The organism is Hymenobacter cellulosilyticus (genome assembly GCF_022919215.1).
In the GTDB taxonomy this organism is placed as follows: domain Bacteria; phylum Bacteroidota; class Bacteroidia; order Cytophagales; family Hymenobacteraceae; genus Hymenobacter; species Hymenobacter cellulosilyticus.
This window is the reverse complement of record NZ_CP095046.1, coordinates 768,377-785,717: the sequence shown is the minus strand read 5'-3', so window position 1 is coordinate 785,717 and position 17,341 is coordinate 768,377. Positions and strand designations below refer to the sequence as shown.

Genomic DNA, 17,341 nt, shown 5'->3' with positions numbered 1-17,341 from the left:
AATTTAGAACTCTTTACCCCGCACGAAGTCCTGGGCATTCCGTTAGTAGCCCTTATAGGCTGCCGGAGCCCAGCGCTTCGATTTTCACCCAATGAATATTCCGTTCTTCAATCGTCTTCAGTTAAAGAAAGTCACTGTAGGGGTAGCCGATGAAAGCGGGATGCGCGCTCAAAAAGTACTGGAAGGCCTGCTGGCAGATATTCCGGATCTACTCATGAGCTGCGTCGTCGACACGAACTCAGGCAAGGTACTAGCCTTTTATACGACCAACAGCGCCTACAACCCCAACCATATCAGCCTGCGGCATGCCAAGCTGCTACGCACGATGGAAGAGGCGGTGGCGACCAAAATCTGGGCGGGTGGGCCGCTGACGGATGTGTCGGTCATCTTGGAAGACCAGCTTCACCACATACGCCCCCTGAACGACGGGAAATGGTATTGCTTTCTGGCCGTGCGTATGGCCGATGCAAACCTGGGAATTGCCAAAGAAATCATGCGCCGTCACACGGTCTAACATAACTTTTCAACATAAACACTCTTTACTTCACACGCTCATTTTAACATGCCTAGTCCCAAACAAACCGTTCAAGATATCCTGGCCGAGCTCCCAACGCTGCTGGCTGTTGCTGTCGTAGAAACTGAAACCGGCATGCCGCTGGCTTCGCACGCTAACATTGCCGACTTCGATATCGAAACGGCTGCCGCATACAATACGGAAGTAGTAAAGGCAAAACTGAAGGCAATTCAGGCCTTGAAGCTCAACCAGAAAGTGCAGGACATTCTGCTGACCCTCACCGACCAGCTGCACCTGCTGAAGCTTTCGAGCGACGGAGGCATGTTCATCTATCTGGCCGTTAACTCGCGTGATACGAACCTGGCCCAGGCTCGTCAAATCATGAAGGCACACTCGGTTGGCCTGTTGAACTAGTCAACTAGCGCAATTAGCTATAAAGAAGCCCGTCGGTACAGCACCGGCGGGCTTTTTCTGTAGTAGCAGGTTGTCGCAGCTAAAGACCCAAATGCTACTTAGGGCACTCCTCCCGGGTCAGGGCTTCGTGCATGGCAATAGCTGCCTGGGTTCCTTCGGCAGCAGCCAGTATGGCTTTCTGGGGCCGGGGGTGATGTCGCCGGCGGCATACAGCCCCTGACGCTGGTTTGCACGTGCTTGTCAATCCAGATGGCGCCCTTGCTGGTGAGGCGGCAGCCCAACTGCTCGGCGAAGCTGGCGCGCTGGTGCTGGTGCGGATGCACGAAAATGGCGTGCCGGGCCAGCTTTTCCCCATTCTCAAACACGATATAGCGCAGCTCCCCGTTAGGCTTGCCTTCCAGGTGGCTGATGGGCTCTTCGTTTATCCGGATTTTCTGTTGGCGCAGCCGGCGGCGGGCATTTTCGCTCAGGTGGCCCGGCCCGTCGGTGCATACTATTACGTCCGTGGCCCAGCGGCTTATCAGCAGGGCCATACCCGTCACCATTTTGCCGCGGCCGTACACAGCCAGCGCCTGCCCGCGCACTTCCCAGCCGTGGCAGTAAGGGCAGTGCAGCACGCCATGGCCCCACAGGTCGCGCATGCCGGGCACGGGCGGCAGCTCATCCTCCACCCCCGTAGCCAACAGTACTTTGCGGGCCGTCACGGTAAAGGTCCGCCCCGATTCGCCTTCTGCCTGCAGCTCGAAATGGTCTGGGGCGGTAGCAAGCTGCGTCACGCGGGCGGGGCGTACTTCCACCGTCGTATACGGCCGGAGCTGTTCCAGACCGATACGCAGCAGCTCGGCCGGCTTGATTCCGTCGCGGGTAAAAAAGCTCTGCACGCCTGGCGAGGGCGAGTTGCGGGGGCGCCCCCGTCGCACACCAGCACCCGGCGCAGGCAGCGGCCCAGGGTCAGTGCCGCACTCAAGCCCGCACTGCCCGCCCCAATAATGATAACATCGTAGTCGGTGGCGGATAGGGTGGCAGGACGGCGGCGGGGCAAGGAAGCAGATAGGTGTGGCATACGCTCAGAAGTGTAGCTTCTCTATACCCCAAAACCGGCCTTTCGGTTGGTGTCGAGCCTGCAGCAGCTGGGGATAGGACACAAAAAAGCCTCTCCTTGCGGAGAGGCTTTTTCAAGGAATGCTGGCGAAGCTTAGTTCTTCACCAGGCGCTTCGTGATTTTCACGTTGTTGCCGCGAATCACAACCAGGTAAGAGCCTGGCTTGAGGCTGCGCACGGCGAACGAGTGCTGCGTGCCACCCGCGTAGGTATCCGAAGCCAGCGTGCGGCCGGTAACGTCCACAATCGATACCTGGTAGCTGCCGGCGGGCAGGCTGCTCAGGTCGAGCTGGGTGTCATTAACAGCTGGGTTCGGGTACAGCGCGGCCGTAACTTCTTTCACGCCACCAAATAGTACAGTGCGTACCGGGCCGGCCAGAACTTCCGTGCCGTCGGTGTCGACCTGCTTGAGGCGGTAGTAAATCGTGCCCAGGTTTTTGGCGCCGATGCCGGCGTCGGTGAAGCTGTAGCTTTGGGCTTTCTGGGTAGTGACAGCACCTTTTACCGTTCCAATAGAGGTGAAGTCCAGGCCGCCATAGGCGCGCTCTACGATGAAGTACGCGTTGTTTTTCTCCGAGGCCGTAGCCCAAGTCAACCGGGCGCTCTGCCCTACGGCCGTGGCCGTGAAGGTGGTGAGCTCTACGGGCAGGGGCACCTGTACCGTATTGGTCCGGAAGCTGGCTTCCGTGCCGCCAGCGGGTCTTGGAGCAGCAGAAGAGCTGCCGCCGTAAGCCGGATCATATATGTCGACCAAGCCGTTGAAGTTGTCGTCGTGGTAATAAGCGCTGCCCGGCTCTAAGAAATTAGGAATGCCATTGCCGTTATCGTCCTGCAGGAAGGCTGAGAGGGTGGTTTCACCATAGCCGTTGCCTTTAGTCGAAATGGCATAGTAGTTTCCTTTGCTGGGGTTATTGGTGCTGAACAAACGAGCCAAAGCTACAATCTCATCACCTGCTTTACCATCGCCGTCTACATCAAAGCCTTCAGTCCAGTCGGCTGTCTGCAAGTAGATTGCCTGACCCGACTTGCCGGCATTATCGCCGTCGGAGTCGGTATCAAACATATCGGGCGTACCATCGTTATCGGTATCGGTCCGGGTAGTAATGGAGTTGCCATTGGTTGCGTTGCCATCGTAGGCATCCCGGATACCGTCTCTGTCAGTGTCCGTGTTGAAATTGGCTTGGGCTTTACGAGTGGCGTAAATTGCCGTAGTCAGAGCTTCTATCTCGTCGGAAATACCGTCGTTGTCTGAATCAAGGTCCAGGAAGTTGTAGTTCGATACCGTCTGGCTGTTGGCCGTGAAGGAGTCGGCGTCGCTGTCAACCATTGTATAACGTACCGTATTGGTCTCAGTACCTCCCGTGCTGGCGTTGCCTACAACAGTGCCACGGTTCTCAACCGCGTTTGGTAAGCCATTGGTGCCTACAGCGTTTGCAAGAGTGCCCAGTGTATTTGTAAAACGTCCCAGTGCGGCTGAGTAACCGCTGGTAGTGCCAGTAGCAGTACCGGTACCAGCCCAGGTAAGGGCAGTGAGGCCAGCTTCAAAGGAGTCCGTTAACCCGTCGTTATCCGAGTCTAGATCAAACTGGTTCGGAATTCCGTCCATGTCTGTATCAAAGATATCGTTGACACCGTCGTTGTCCAGGTCTCTGAACGCCCCGAAAATTGGGTGTACATAGTCTACGTCCAGGTAGCGAATAGGCGAGGCTGCATCGGCAAAGGCGCTAGGGTCAACGCTAGTGGTGCCAGACATAGCTTCTACAGTGTCGGGAATACCGTCGTTGTCGTCGTCGATATCAACGTTATCCGTGATGCCGTCACCGTCGTTGTCGCAGACGTTCACGGTGGTGTAGGTGAGGTTGTTGGCTGCGCTTACAAAGCCGTAAGTCCACGTATTTACCGTTGCAGCGTTACCGGGAGTGCCCGTGCCACCGTTGCCCCAGCCGTGTGCCGGGCTAATGGTGCCGTTCAAACTACTGGTACCCAGCGCGGCAATGTTAGTGTCATCCCAGTACAACGCATCGGCGCCAGCCGCCGAGGGCCGAACGTTACGGACCACAAAGCCGCCCTCGTTGTTTTCCGCGTCGTACAGAGGGAAATTGACGGGGGCTCCCCGGTTTGTAAAGTTGTAGTTGATGGTCTGACCTGCTGGTACGCGCGTGCCGTTTACCAAGCCGTCCCAGATGACGGTAGCCGATGAGCCAGCGACTACATCAGTCGTCAGCGTGCGGGTGTTGCCGCCGTAGGTGATATTGATATCAAAGCGGCCGGTTTCGGAAGAGGAGGTGGTAAAGGCTACCTCCGTATTGCCACTGCGGCAGTAAGGCTGTGGGGTGATAGATGCTGTAGGAACGGTAGCGCTGGGCCATATGGTCGGGTCCGGGTCGTTCACGAAGCTAGGATACTGTGCGTAGGCGGTATTATTAACCTGACTTTTGCGCCGATCGGCTACGGTAGTACGGCCAGTAGCAGCTGTGGAGCCAAACTCATTTGTAACGAAGAAGAAGGCATAGGGGCGCAGGCCCGCCAGCTCAATGGCCTTTACATAGTAGCTGTTAGCAGTAGCACGGCTTTCTACCAGGGGGTAGAGCGTGAATTTGCTAGACAGTAAGTTCGCTGGTGCCAAAGAGGAGAACGACCAGGCTTTGCTGAACAGACGCCCGTTCTTAACCTGGTTGTCGGTGCCCGTTACGGTAAAGTCCCACAGATTGTAGGTGCTGAAGATGCGGTTACCGGTAGCCGTTGCTCCGTTCGTAAAAGCCGTATTTTTCGTTCTGAGGTCGTTGAAGCCCGGCTGGCTTCCAGCGTCAGTGAATTCGCCTACCTGGGTAAACTCAATGAAGAAGTCTTGGGCAGTACCAGTGTTGTTGGTGTATGTAAGCGGATCGTACCCACCGGCAGCGGGCAATGGGCCAGCGGCTGCCTGGGCGTAGTCATCAATAACGCCTGGCTGGTTTGTGTTCAGCAAGTAGCTGGTAGTGGCATTGCGCGTAAGCGTATTCTGCTTAACAATAGTGCCCTCACCGGTGCCATAGCGCAACGTCAAAACCAGGTCCTTATAGTTACTGGTGGTAAAGTTCACGTCGTTGGCTCTTTGTACCCCATACGACAGCTTCTCGCCAGGCTGCAGACGAATGAAGAGCCGATAGTCCGGGCTGAAGGGTGCACCCAAGGGGCTTACCCAGCTAGCTGGCTTGAGAAAGCCGTAGGATATGTCTACCCCACCCGACTCGGAGTCGGAGTTATGCACCAGGTAGCCGCACCGGTCATTATCAGCAGCGGTCAAGGCCAAGTTATTGGTGCCCGGAGTCAGGTTTTTGGACCCTTCAGCCCAAGCAGGGGAATACCCTCCTAGTAGCCCGGCTAGCAGCGAAAGTGCTAATCGTAAGGTTGTTTTCATGTAGTAAAGAGGAATTGTGAAAATGCTGATAAAATGCAGGCCTTGCTGACTGAAAAAAGCAACACAGTCACTGTGTTTTTGACAAAGCTCAAAAAGTCAAGGCGTTGGAAGTTGATGGCAGTTGGCTAGGTATTAAACCCAGTTTGTACACTTACAAGCTTAGTTGAACTAAGCAAAGCTTACGAAACGTGAATAGCGCCGGATTTAGGAAAGAAGCTGACACAGGTGAGTTTCGCGCTACAAACATAAAGTCCAATACTGCTAAGGTCTGAAATTTTTGCTAAGTATCCTGATTAACTCGCTGAATGAGGGTATGTGCTTGCTGAATGACCTAAAGTGCCAACTTAGATAAAATCCTATATAGCCGTTTAAAATCAAACTGGACTTCGCCCTGCAGTTCGTCAATAGGCTTTCTCCTTTTGCCACTAATTCGGGAGCCGGCGGGCACAAAAAAACGGTTTCATCATGACGATGAAACCGTTCTGATATAGCCCCGGAAACAAGCCCAGGCGGGCCGAAACCATTAGTATACCTGCAGGCGGTGGCTCTTGATAACCAGCTGCTGAACCTCGTGGTTGAAGCCCACTTCCTGCACCAGATCTTCCAGGTTGAGGTGGAGGCGATACTTCCAGAAGTGGGTCGGGTTGCTGGGTACGTTGATCTGCTCGTCGAGCGGGTTGGCGCGGCGCAGATCGGCATCCATGGCCAGCAAATCCTGCAGCGGAAACACGGCCCACATGGCCGGGGAGTGCAGGTGCTGAGCCGTAATTTCGCGGGCCACCCAGGGCTCACAGTAGTACGGAGCTGCCTCGCCCCAGTGGCCCAGGGTGTTTTCGAAGAAGCGCTGGGTCCGGATAGGGTCTTCTTCCCACCAGCCGCGCACGGTGCTCATATCGTGGGAACCGGGGCTTACCACCGACAGGTAGGGCGCCGCGTTGGGGTGGCCAAACTCTACGCTAGGGTCGGAGGGCATGCGCTGGATGTTGAGGCCCAGAATACCCAGCGCCTTCATCACGCCCGGCACCGACTCGGGCACCATGCCCAGGTCTTCGCCGCAGATGAGCATGTTGGTGGCGTAGCGCACAGCCGGCAGCTTCACCATGCCCTGGTCGCGCCAGAACTCCTCATGCCGACGGTAGAAAAAGTCGTTGTAGAGGTCGTGGAGGCGGTGACGGCTCGGCTCATCCAACTCCCGAAACGAGTAGGTTTTGGGCAGCGTGATGCGCGGGTGGTAGAAGTCGGCCTGCTCGGCGGGCACAAACAGTACCTCGTTGACCAGCTTGTAGAGGCTGGTGCGCAGCCACACGTAGTGCTCTGAATTGTGTGGGTCGGCGGCCAGCTTCTGCTCAAACAAAGCCTCAATCTGGCGCTGGGTGCGCACCGTCTCCTTCAGGTGAAACACGCCGAAGCTGGCCTCGTCCAGGAATTCGTTTTTCACCGCCTCGGCCTGCTCCTTGAAGATGTCGGTCAGGATGTGCCAGCGGATGTAGGGCTCACACAGGCGGCCGTGGTCGAACCAGCCCAGGCGCTGCTCGATTTCGTGGCGGTGCAGGGGCAGAGCAGGGGAGAAGTGACCCAGCAAGCCTTCCACAGAGTGACCAGGCATTTCCCAGATGCGGAAAAAGCCCAGAATATGGTCGATGCGCAGCGCGTCGAAGTAGCGGGCCAGGTGACTCATGCGCTGCTTCCACCACAGGTAGCCATCCTCAGCCATCCGTTCCCAGTTGTAGGTCGGAAAGCGCCAGTTCTGGCCGGTGGTCGAGAAGTCGTCCGGCGGAGCGCCGGCCTGCTGGTCCATGTGGTAGAGCTCGGGCTGGGTCCAGGCGTCGGCCGAGTGGCGGTAAATACCGATAGGCAGGTCGCCTTTCATCACTACGCCGCTCTGGCGGGCATACTCCACGGCCTCACGCAACTGCTTATCGAGGTGGAACTGAGTAAAGAAGTGCAGGCCAAACTCGTCGAAGTCGGGCTGGGTTTCGGCCGTCAGCTCATCCAGATTCTGGGGCGTTTGAAACTCGGCGGGCCACTGCGAGAAGTCGGCGGTGTGGAACCGGTCCCGGAGCGCGGAGAAGGCCGCGTAGGGCACTAGCCAGCTTTTCTGCTCCTCGCGGAAAGCCTGAAACTCGGGGTCGGCCAGGAAGGCGGCTTTCTCCTGCTGGTACAGCGTCTTGATAAACTGCCACTTGGCCTTCATTACCGGCTCGTAGTCCACGAAGTCGAGCTCGTTGAACTCGTCGCGCAGCTTCTCGAGCTCCTGACGGTCGGCAGCTTCCCGGAACTCGGCAATTTCATCCAGGTTCAGGTACTGCGGGTGCAGGGCAAACACCGAAATGGCCGCGTAGGGGTAGGAATCAACCCAGGTGTGCGTAGCCGTAGTGTCATTGATGGGCAGAATCTGCACCATCTTCAGGCCGGTGCTGGCCGCCCAGTCGATGAGCAGCTTCAAATCGGGGAACTCGCCCACGCCCAGGCCGCGGCGGCTGCGCAGGGCAAACACGGGCAGGGCTACGCCCGCCCCGCGCCAATGGCCGGTAGGGTAGCGGAAGCCTTCATCGGCCCGCACTCGCAGCGTTTTGCGGTCGGCCGAGGGCGAAATCACCCGGTCGTCGCCGGCTTCCAGGTGCAAGATTTTCTTTTCCCGCGGGTCCCAGATGCCATACTTATACTGCGTGGTGCGCTCGGGGTGTTCCAGAGCCACATCCGCAGTCCAGGTCGGGTAGCTGGTGTCGGAAAGCAGAACGGCCTTGCGGGCATCCCAGGCGCCCAGGGCCGGGTCGGAGCCGAGCACGCAGAGCAGATGGTCGGAATCGACGCGGGGCGCTACCAGCTGGAAGCGCACAACGGAATCGGCCAAGCGGGCGGCGGGCTTGGTGGCCGCGGCGGCTTTACTGGCAGGCCGGGCCGGGCGGCGCATCAGGGCCTGGGTAAAGGCGGCGGTGTGCAGTTCATTTTCGGGCTGGGCCGCGGCCCGCCAGTAGTCTTCCTGCACGATGCGGCTAAACTGCCGGCCGTCGTACTCTACCCGGCGGTTGGCACCCCACTCCCAGTCTTCGTTGCCGGTGCGCTCGTCCAGCAGAATGTACTTGTACTCTACCGTGCCGGCCTGGTCGTCGGGCAGGCTGATTTCGTGGCTCCAGATGCCGGAAGCCGGGCTGTAATGCAGGTTCAGGGCCTGGGCCAGGTTCCAGGAACCCAGGCTGGGTTCGGAGCCGCATACTACCAGCCGCTGGCCCCAGGTAGTGTGGAAGGGCAGGGTAAAACGAAGAATCATGGGAGGGTGGAAATCGAATTGGAGGCGAAAGATAATAGAGTGGCGGAGTAAGTTTTCACTCTCCGGGAGTAATTGATTAGTTGCGTAGTTAATTACGCTCCTAAGCAGGTGCTTGCAGCTGGTTAATTCTCATAAATACAGGAATTTAAGGCTTATAGGGGTTTGGGAAGAGTTCGGCTGATTTTCAGATAATTTTCTTTATCTGAAAAAGTATATGTTATAGGGCTGGGCTTTCGGTAAACACCGCCGACCCGTGGCAGATAAAAGCCAACCCCGGGGCGCTTTTTTCGTTGGGACGGGCGGACCTTATACTCTTTTTGCGCCATCAACTCTCTACCTACTTACGCCCGCCGCGCCCTATATGCCATTCTAGGGTTAGTGGCCTTTGTGCTACTGCTGGTAATTGTGGCCGTGGTGGCTTTGCAATTTCCCGCGACGCAGGACTTCGTGGCCCGCAAGGCCGAGGGCTACCTGCGGGATAAGCTGGGCACGGAAGTCCGCATCGGAAAATTCCGCACCGACTTCCGCAATGCCATTTCCTTCGACAACGTCTATCTGGAAGACCAGCAGCGGGATACCCTGCTGTCCGTGGGCCACCTGGGCGTAAACCTGGATTTGTGGGCTTTGACCAAGTCGCAGATCAACGTGAAGTCATTGGAGCTCAACGATGGTACGCTGCACATCAAGCGCACCGAGCCCGACAGCGTGTCGAACTACGACTTCATCGTGGCCGCCTTTGCCACCGGCGACACTACGACTACTGCCCCCGTAGACTCCACCGGCGGCTTTAAGTATAATATCGGCGACCTGCACCTGTCCAACATCTTCCTGACCTACCAGGACCAGGTCGACGGCAACGACATCCGTACCAAAGTAGGCGACCTAGCCGTCACGATGGATGAAGTAGACGTGGACAAGTCGATTTACCGCATCAACACGGCCGCGCTGAAGAATACCAGCATCGGGATTGTGCAAAGCAAGGTGCCGCCGGATACCCCTTCGGAGCCCCTGACAACGACCCTGGGGCTGAATAGCGCCGCGCTGAACAACGTGAGCCTGGTGTACCGCAACAACGTGGCGGCTCAGTTTATCAGCACCCGCATTGGGGAGGCGGAAGCCACGGCCGAAAACATTGATTTGATTCGTTCCCGCGTGGATTTGAACACGTTGCGGCTGCGCAATACCTCGTTTGCCTACGCCCAGAACGAAAACGTGCCGGTAGAGCAGCGGGTGGTAAACCCGGCCGAAGCCGTGCGCGACCTGAACGAATCGGTGGAAAAAGCCACGGGCTCGGCTACCAGCTGGGTTGTGACCTTGAAAAAGTCCGACATCAGCGGGGTGGATGTAGCTTTCGACAACTTCAACCAGCCCAAGCTGCGCAGCCGCGTGCCCGGCATGGACTACAACCACCTCAAGTTCACGGACCTGGTGCTCAACACGGAGAACCTGTCGTACTCCGAAAATAGCACCACCGGCCGTATCGTGAACCTGGCCGGCAAGGAGAAAAGCGGCTTTCAGGTGCAGAGCGCCACGGCCGACGTGGTCTTCGACTCGGTGCAGACCCGCCTGGATAACCTCGACCTGCAAACGCCCCACACCCGCATCCGCCAGACCCTGGCCATGCGCTACAAGAGTCTCGACGCGCTGGCCGACACCAAGCAGCTGCCCAACCTAGGCATCGAAGGTGACCTGCGCAACGTACGCCTGGGCTTCCGCGACATCCTGTATTTAGCTCCCGACCTGGCAGGAACGGCCCCGTTCAATACCGGCCCGAGTCAGTCGGTGCTTGTGAGCGGCCGTGTGAGTGGGCGTGTGGGTGACATGCGGATTCAAAACCTGGAGTTTGTGGGCTTCCGCAACACGGTAGTGCGGGCCAGCGGCCGGATTGTGGGCTTGCCCGAAACGGACCGTCGCCTGTACACCGACCTGAACATTGCCCAGTTCACGACTTCCGACGCCGATATTAAGAGCCTGCTGCCCAAGGGCACGATTCCGGCCGAGTACCGCCTGCCCGGCCGCATGACGGTGGCCGGCACGTTTAAAGGTCGGCCCACGGCCCAGATTTTCGATGCCAACCTGCGGGCCACCACTTCCTTCGGCAACGCCACGGCCAAAGTGGACATGGGCGAAGGCCCGAAAGGAGCTGAGCCCATCAATGCCACCTTCACCACCCAGGGCCTCGACGTGGGCAAGTTTCTGCGCGACCCTACTATTGGGAAAATCACTGCCTCGGGCCGCCTCAACGCCCGCGGCCTCGACCCGGCTCAGATGCGGGGCAAGCTGGTCGCCAACGTGCAGAGCGCCCAGTACAATGGCTACAACTACCGCGGTATTACAGCCAACGTGGACATTGACCGGCAAATTTACAAGGTGGATGCCCGCAGCAGCCAGGACCCCAACCTGAACCTGGACCTGCTGGCTACCGTGAACCTGCGCGACGCCAACAACCCGACTTACACCGTGGACCGCCTCAACCTGCGCGGAGCCAACCTCACCGCCCTAGGCTTCTACACCGGCGGCGACTTGCGCATTCAGGGCGACTTGTCGGCCAACATCAGCGGCTCGGACTTGAACTCCCTCAACGGCACGTTCTCGGGTCGGCGGGTAGTCATTGTGAAGGATAATCAGCCCTTTGCGCTGGATTCGCTCAGCGGCCGGATTCTGCAGCGGCCCGGCCGCACCGAGGTTGACTTTGCCTCCAACGTGCTGGATGCCACCTTGCGCGGCAACACCCGCCTGGGTGACCTGGCCCTGGAGCTCCAGCGCCACATCGACCGATACTTCGACCTGCCCGGGGTGCGCTACACGGCGTCCAATGTGTACCGGCAGTTCACCTTCGACGCCAACCTGAAAAACCCGAAGATTGCCACCCAGCTGGTGCCGGGCCTCAAGCAACTGTCACCTTTCAAGCTGACCGGCAGCTACGACAGCCGCGCCGCCAACCTGACGGTGAACAGCCGCATTCCGCTGATTGTGTACGACGCCTACCGCCTGGATTCGTTGCGGCTGAATGTGTCGTCGGACCCGCAGAAGCTGGACTATGCGCTACGCCTGCGGCAGGCCAGCCAGGATACTTCCCTGCGCTTGCCCAACCCCAGCCTGACCGGCAGCATTGCCAACAACAAGGTGGGCACCAACCTGCGCATTGCCGAATCCGACAGTGTGCAGCGCCTCAATGTGGCCGGGGTACTACAGGTCTTCAACCAGGGCGGCGCCTACGCCTTCAGCTTCGGACCTAACCTGGTACTCGACAACCAGAAGTGGGAGGTAGCGCCCGACAACGAGGTGCGCTACACCACGGCTACCGGCGCTATTTTCGCCCGGAACGTGCGCCTCAGTCAGGGCAACCAGGTCTTGGCTTTGCAAACCCTGCCCGGCGCTCAGTATCCGTTGCAGGCAACCATTACCAACTTCGACCTGAACGGCCTGGCCAAAGCCGGCGGCATGCCCGACTCCATGGTGGCCGGCACTATCAACGGGCAGGCCGTGGCCTTCAGCATTGGTCAGCCCCGGCAGGCCTTTACGGCTGATCTGGCTTTGACCAGCTTTGCCTACAACAAGGCCCTAGTAGGCGACGTGACCCTGAAAGCCACCAACCCAACCCCGGACCGCTTCAACGTGGACGCCCGCCTGACCAACGCCACCGGCACCGACGTGCGGGCCGTGGGCTACTACCTGGCCACGCCGCCCAGTCCCATCCAGTTTGCCATTACCGTCAACCGCCTCGATATTAAAACCGCCGAGGTCTTCTCGGCCGGGCAGCTGCGCGAGTCGGTGGGCGGCATTACCGGCAATCTGGCCGTGAGCGGCACCGTGAGCCAGCCCGTTATCCGGGGCGCCATTACGACCACGCCGGATGCGGGCTTTACCGTGAGTCAGCTGGGCGCACCTTACCGCCTGCCCAGCCAGACGGTGAACTTCAGTGAGCAGGGCCTGACCTTCGACAACTTCACGGTGCTCGACTCGGTGGGCAACAAGGCTGTGGCCTCGGGCACGGTATTTACCCGCAACTACATTGACGATTACCGCTTCAACCTGAACGTGGTGACCGACAAGTTCCTGGCCATTCAAAGCTCCCAGCGCGATAACCCACTGTTCTACGGCAAGCTGGTAGTGGATTCCGATACCAGGATTACCGGCAACATGCTGCTGCCTGTGGTGCGCACCCGAGCCATAGTGGCTGAGGGTTCCGACCTGAAAGTAGCCGTGCCCAACGACGAAGCCGGCCAGGTGTCAGGTGAGGGCATCGTGCAGTTCGTAGACCTAAGTGCGCCCATTGATACCGCCCTAGCCCGGCAGATAGCCCAGGACACAGTGAAAACCGCCTCCGGCTACGACATTACCGCCACCGTGACGGTAAACGACAATACGCCCTTCACCATCATTATCGACCAGGCCTCGGGCGACAATCTGCAGGTGCGGGCCGCCGGTACGCTCCGGACAGCCATTGACCCCAGCGGCACGATTACGCTCAACGGCCGCCTCGACGTGACCGAGGGCAAGTACGCTATGTCGCTCTACGACCTGGCTTCCCGCGAATTCGATATTGCCAAGGGTAGCACCATTTCCTGGACCGGCGACCCATACAATGCTCAGCTGAACGTATCGGCCATTTACAACGTGAAGGCACCGCCAGCCGAGCTGCTGGCGGCCCAAGGCCTGGCCGATGAAACCCTGCAGGCTGTGGGCCGCAACCAACTGCCCTTCCAGGTATATCTGAACGTAACCGGTGAGTTGCTCAAGCCCGTTATTGGCTTCGACATCAAACTGCCGGAAAGTGCCCGCAGTGAGTTGCGCGGCCCGATTGAGGCCCGCCTGGCCCAGCTGCGCCAGCCCAGCGACGAAACCGAGCTAAACAAGCAGGTATTCTCGCTGCTGGTGTTGAACCGCTTTATGTCGCAGGATCCGTTTAAGTCGAGCAGCGGCAGCCTGGTGGCCAACCAGCTGCGGGGCTCGGCCAGCCAGGTGCTCACCCAGCAGCTCAACAATCTGACGGGCAGCTACCTGTCTAACCTGGGCGTGGAGCTGGGCGTCAATTCCTACGCCGACTACTCTTCGGGCGCCGAGAAAACCCGCACCGACCTGAACGTGGCCGTGCGCCGGCAGCTGCTCAACAACCGCCTCACGGTGCGCCTCGGAACCGATGTACCCCTGGGCGGTGGCAGCCAGGCTTCTACCGGTCAGAATAGCGGCGGGGTAAGCAGCTTTGCCGGCGACGTGAGCGTGGAGTACAACGTGCTGGCTAACGGCCGGATCCGACTGCGGGCTTTCCGCAACAATGCGTACGGCGACATCGACGGGCAATTTGTGCGCACCGGCGCCTCCCTCATCTTCCAGCGCGACTACCGCGACTTGGCCGACCTGTTCAAGGGTATCGACGACGTGGTGAAGGAAGAGGTGAAGCAGGAGCGCCGGCAGCGGCGGCGGGAAAAGAAAACCGCCCCCGACTCTACCCAGACCCCGGGCGTGCTCACCCGCCGCGACTCTGTGCGCGCCTCGAAAGCCACCACCCGCCGCTAAGTTTTCAGTTTAAGCAGTTTTACACCTAGTCTTTTTCCGTGTCAGTAGCTCGCCGCCTTTCCGTTGTTTCTGTTCCCTGTTTGCGTGTGCTGGCCGTGGCGGGCGTTCTGCTGGCCAGTGGCTGCTCGGGTACGAAATTCCTGCCCGAAGGCGCCAAGCTCTATACCGGCAGCACGGTCAAGATTAAGTCGGAAGCAGCGGTACCGAATGAGGCGGCGCTGCAAACCGAGCTGGAAAGCGTTATTGCTCCCAAGCCCAACGCCTCCATTCTGGGGCTGCGGCCCAAGCTCTACTTCTGGCACATGGGTCAGGGCAAAACCAAGGGCCTGGGGCACTGGCTGGCCAATAAGTACGGGGAGCGGCCCGTGCTGCTGAGCGAAGTAGACACCACTCGGGTAAAGGGCCTGATGGTAAACCGCCTCAACAACAACGGATACTTCAAGCCCAGCGTGAGCAGCAAAATTCAGGTAAAGGAAAGCACCGCCTCCGTTGATTACACCGCCGTGGTGGGCAAGCCTTACACCATCAAGGAAATTCACTTCCCGGAGCGTGACACGCTTATTGACCGCGCCATCCGGGCCACTGAGTCGGCCTCCCTGCTCAAGGCGGGCGACCCGTACAACCTGCAAACTTTCATCAATGAGCGGGCCCGCATCGACGGAGTACTCAAGAACCAGGGCTTCTACTTCTTCACGCCCGACTACCTGCTGTTTCAGGTAGACAGTACCCTGGATAATCAGGTGAACGTGTACCTGAAGATCAAGGCTACTACGCCGCCCCGGGCCGCCAAGCCTTATATCCTGAACAACATCACGCTGAATACCAGCTATAACCTCTCCGATACTACTCAGAGCGACAAGCCCATTATGTTCCAGGGCTACCGCTACGTACCCGACGAGAAGGTGTTCAAGGCTAAGGCCATTACCAACGCCGTATTCCTGTACCCCGACAGCCTGTACCGCCGTCGCCGCTCCGACCAGACCCTGAGCCGCCTGATGAGCCTGGGTACGTTCAAATTCGTGGATATGCGCTTCCGGCCCGCCCGCGCCAAGGCCGACTCGGCCGGCTACGGCTTCCTGAACTCCTTCGTGCGTATGACTCAGGTGCCCAAGCAGTCGTTGCGGGCCGAAGTGCTGCTGGTAAGCAAGTCCAATGGCTTTACCGGGCCGGGCTTCCAGGTGCAGTACCGTAACCGCTCGGCCCTGCGCGGGGCTGAACAATTGCTGGTGAACCTGACCGGCACCTTCGAAAACCAGACCCAGGCCGAAACCAACACTATCGGCATTACTTCCTATGAGCTCGGCATCGACGCCCAGCTGCTGGTACCCCGCCTCATTACGCCGCCCTTCAATATTCGCCTGATTAACTCCGACTTTCAGCCTCGCACCAGCTTTGGGGCTGGTTACCGCTACGTGCAACGGGTGGGGGCATTCCGGGAAGACGTGTTTAACCTCAACTACGGCTATACCTGGAAAACCAAGCTCACCAACGAGCAGGAATTGCGCCCCATCGACTTGCAGTATATCCGCCTGGCCGACTCAACCGAGCAGTTTAGCAAATTATTAAAAGCTAGCCCCTTCCTAGCCAACAGCTTCCGCCAGCAGTTTATTCTGGGTAGCAGCTACCGGTATACCTACAACCAGCAGGCTCTGGAGCAGCGCCGCAACCAGGTCTATTTCAGCGGAGGGCTGGAGGTGTCGGGTAATTTGGCTTACCTGGTCAGTAACCTGATAGGGCAGTCCAAGACCATTAACCCAACCGATCAAAGAGCTGCTTACACGTTGATTGGGCAGGAGTTTTCGCAGTACACCAAAGTAGACCTGGAGTTTCGCAACTACTTCCGTACCAGTACCAACCCTACCAGTGGCAACAAAATAGCAACCCGCTTACTGATTGGGGCAGGTATTCCTTATCTGAACTCCAACGTGATGCCTTACCTGAAGCAGTATGGCATCGGGGGGCCCAATAGCGTGCGGGCCTTCCGGGCCCGGGGTATTGGGCCGGGCACTTACCGGCCCACCACCACCGAGAAAAGCAACACCTCGTTCTACGACCAGGTGGGCGACATGCGGCTGGAGGCGAATGCCGAATACCGCCAAGACTTGTTTCCCTACGTGAAAGGTGCCCTATTCGTGGACGCAGGCAATATCTGGCTGATAAACGACGACCCTACTCGGCCCGGGGTAAGTTCAACCCCAGCAGCTTCCTGAAGGAGCTAGCCGTGGGTGCCGGTGCCGGTATCCGCATCGACGTACAGTTCTTCGTTATTCGCTTCGACGTGGCCATGCCTGTGCGCGTGCCCAACGGCGAAAAGCCCGGCACCACGCCCACCTATAACATTGCCATCGGCTATCCTTTCTAAGCCCGGCCAGCCGCCAGCCGCTGGTGAAACGCCCCAACTTCCTCGGGCTGAAAGTTGCTCAGCTCCAAGGTTCCGCCCTGATTGAAAGCTGTTTGGATTCCCAATACTTCCGACTCCGCTAGCTGCCCGCCGCTTTGCAGAAAAGCGCGGTACACCGTCTGGTCCAGGAAAGTAGGCAGGCGGTTTTCGGGCAGTCCTTCGCTGAGCAGACTGGCAAAGTCCAGGCCTTCTTGCTTGGTGTAGGTACCCTGCCATGGGTCGAGCAGGCCGATGGGCGCATCAGTGCCTTCCTCGGTGGTGCGCTCGGCTACCAGCAGCGCCCCGTAGGCATTGCGGCCGATAACGACCCGCTCCACCTCGGGCTCCAGGATAAAAGCCCAGGCGTCGAGGATAGGGTTCAGCTGCGGCAGTTCAGCCCCAAACAAGTACAGAAACCGGTCCTGGTACCAGCCCGCGCCCACTTCGTCGTACATCATCCGCCACAGGCTCTTGTCGAACTTATCGGCGAAGAAGTCGCCGGGCGGTACGGCGGGCTCGGGCCGACCGAAGTGGGAGGTGAAGATGGAGATTTCGGAGTCAGAGGACATAGCAGCGCGCAGTAGAGAAAACAAGATTACGAAGAGAATGGCAGTTGGGTAGTATCCTTCGGGTCATTGTGAGGTGTAGCCTTGGCAATCCGTCCTATGAAAGTGCGGCGTGTTCTAAAGTAAAAAGCCCTTTCTCGTTGCTACGGGAAAGGGCTTTCTAGTAAAAGCAGTG

General features: G+C 58.6%; 10 protein-coding genes. 5 read left to right on the top strand and 5 right to left on the bottom strand.

Features of this window, described 5'->3' with window-relative positions:
* Positions 1–91: 91 nt before the first annotated feature.
* Complete coding sequence (locus MUN79_RS03895; protein WP_244676479.1) at positions 92–514, top strand: roadblock/LC7 domain-containing protein; 423 nt, start codon at positions 92–94, stop codon at positions 512–514.
* Positions 515–562: 48 nt separating this feature from the next.
* Entirely contained in the window at positions 563–928 is a 366-nt protein-coding gene (locus MUN79_RS03890; protein ID WP_244676478.1) for a hypothetical protein, read from the top strand.
* 98 nt (positions 929–1,026) lie between these two features.
* Here MUN79_RS03890 and MUN79_RS03885 read toward each other — a convergent pair whose 3' ends face one another.
* From MUN79_RS03885 to MUN79_RS03875, 4 genes are all read right to left on the bottom strand, one after another.
* Positions 1,027–1,809: an NAD(P)/FAD-dependent oxidoreductase gene (locus MUN79_RS03885; protein WP_244676477.1), complete on the bottom strand. Its 783-nt coding sequence runs from the start codon at positions 1,807–1,809 to the stop codon at positions 1,027–1,029.
* Positions 1,701–1,991, bottom strand: a complete 291-nt coding sequence (locus MUN79_RS31685) for an FAD-dependent oxidoreductase (RefSeq protein ID WP_375378208.1) — start codon at positions 1,989–1,991, stop codon at positions 1,701–1,703. Before MUN79_RS31685 ends, MUN79_RS03885 begins: the two co-directional genes overlap by 109 nt.
* A gap of 132 nt (positions 1,992–2,123) precedes the next feature.
* The gene (locus tag MUN79_RS03880; protein ID WP_244676476.1) at positions 2,124–5,315 is read right to left on the bottom strand and encodes a T9SS type A sorting domain-containing protein; all 3,192 of its coding nucleotides are present in this window, start codon (positions 5,313–5,315) and stop codon (positions 2,124–2,126) included.
* Between the two features lie 637 nt (positions 5,316–5,952).
* Positions 5,953–8,700: a 4-alpha-glucanotransferase gene (locus MUN79_RS03875; RefSeq protein WP_244676475.1), complete on the bottom strand. Its 2,748-nt coding sequence runs from the start codon at positions 8,698–8,700 to the stop codon at positions 5,953–5,955.
* Positions 8,701–9,078: 378 nt separating this feature from the next.
* On the opposite strand from MUN79_RS03875, the gene MUN79_RS03870 reads away from it, so the two are divergent.
* The 3 genes from MUN79_RS03870 to MUN79_RS03860 all read left to right on the top strand — a co-directional run bounded on the left by MUN79_RS03870 (position 9,079) and on the right by MUN79_RS03860 (position 16,582).
* Positions 9,079–14,220, top strand: a complete 5,142-nt coding sequence (locus tag MUN79_RS03870; RefSeq protein ID WP_244676474.1) for a translocation/assembly module TamB domain-containing protein — start codon at positions 9,079–9,081, stop codon at positions 14,218–14,220.
* An 86-nt stretch (positions 14,221–14,306) separates the two neighbouring features.
* A complete protein-coding gene (tamL, locus tag MUN79_RS03865) occupies positions 14,307–16,430 on the top strand; it encodes a translocation and assembly module lipoprotein TamL (protein ID WP_244678274.1) in 2,124 nt (707 codons plus the stop codon).
* Between the two features lie 11 nt (positions 16,431–16,441).
* Positions 16,442–16,582 (top strand): hypothetical protein, encoded by a 141-nt coding sequence (locus MUN79_RS03860; RefSeq protein ID WP_244676473.1) that lies wholly within the window; start codon positions 16,442–16,444, stop codon positions 16,580–16,582.
* Here the strand turns inward: MUN79_RS03860 and MUN79_RS03855 are convergent.
* Positions 16,579–17,169 (bottom strand): hypothetical protein, encoded by a 591-nt coding sequence (locus tag MUN79_RS03855; RefSeq protein WP_244676472.1) that lies wholly within the window; start codon positions 17,167–17,169, stop codon positions 16,579–16,581. The genes MUN79_RS03860 and MUN79_RS03855 overlap by 4 nt on opposite strands.
* Positions 17,170–17,341: the final 172 nt, after the last annotated feature.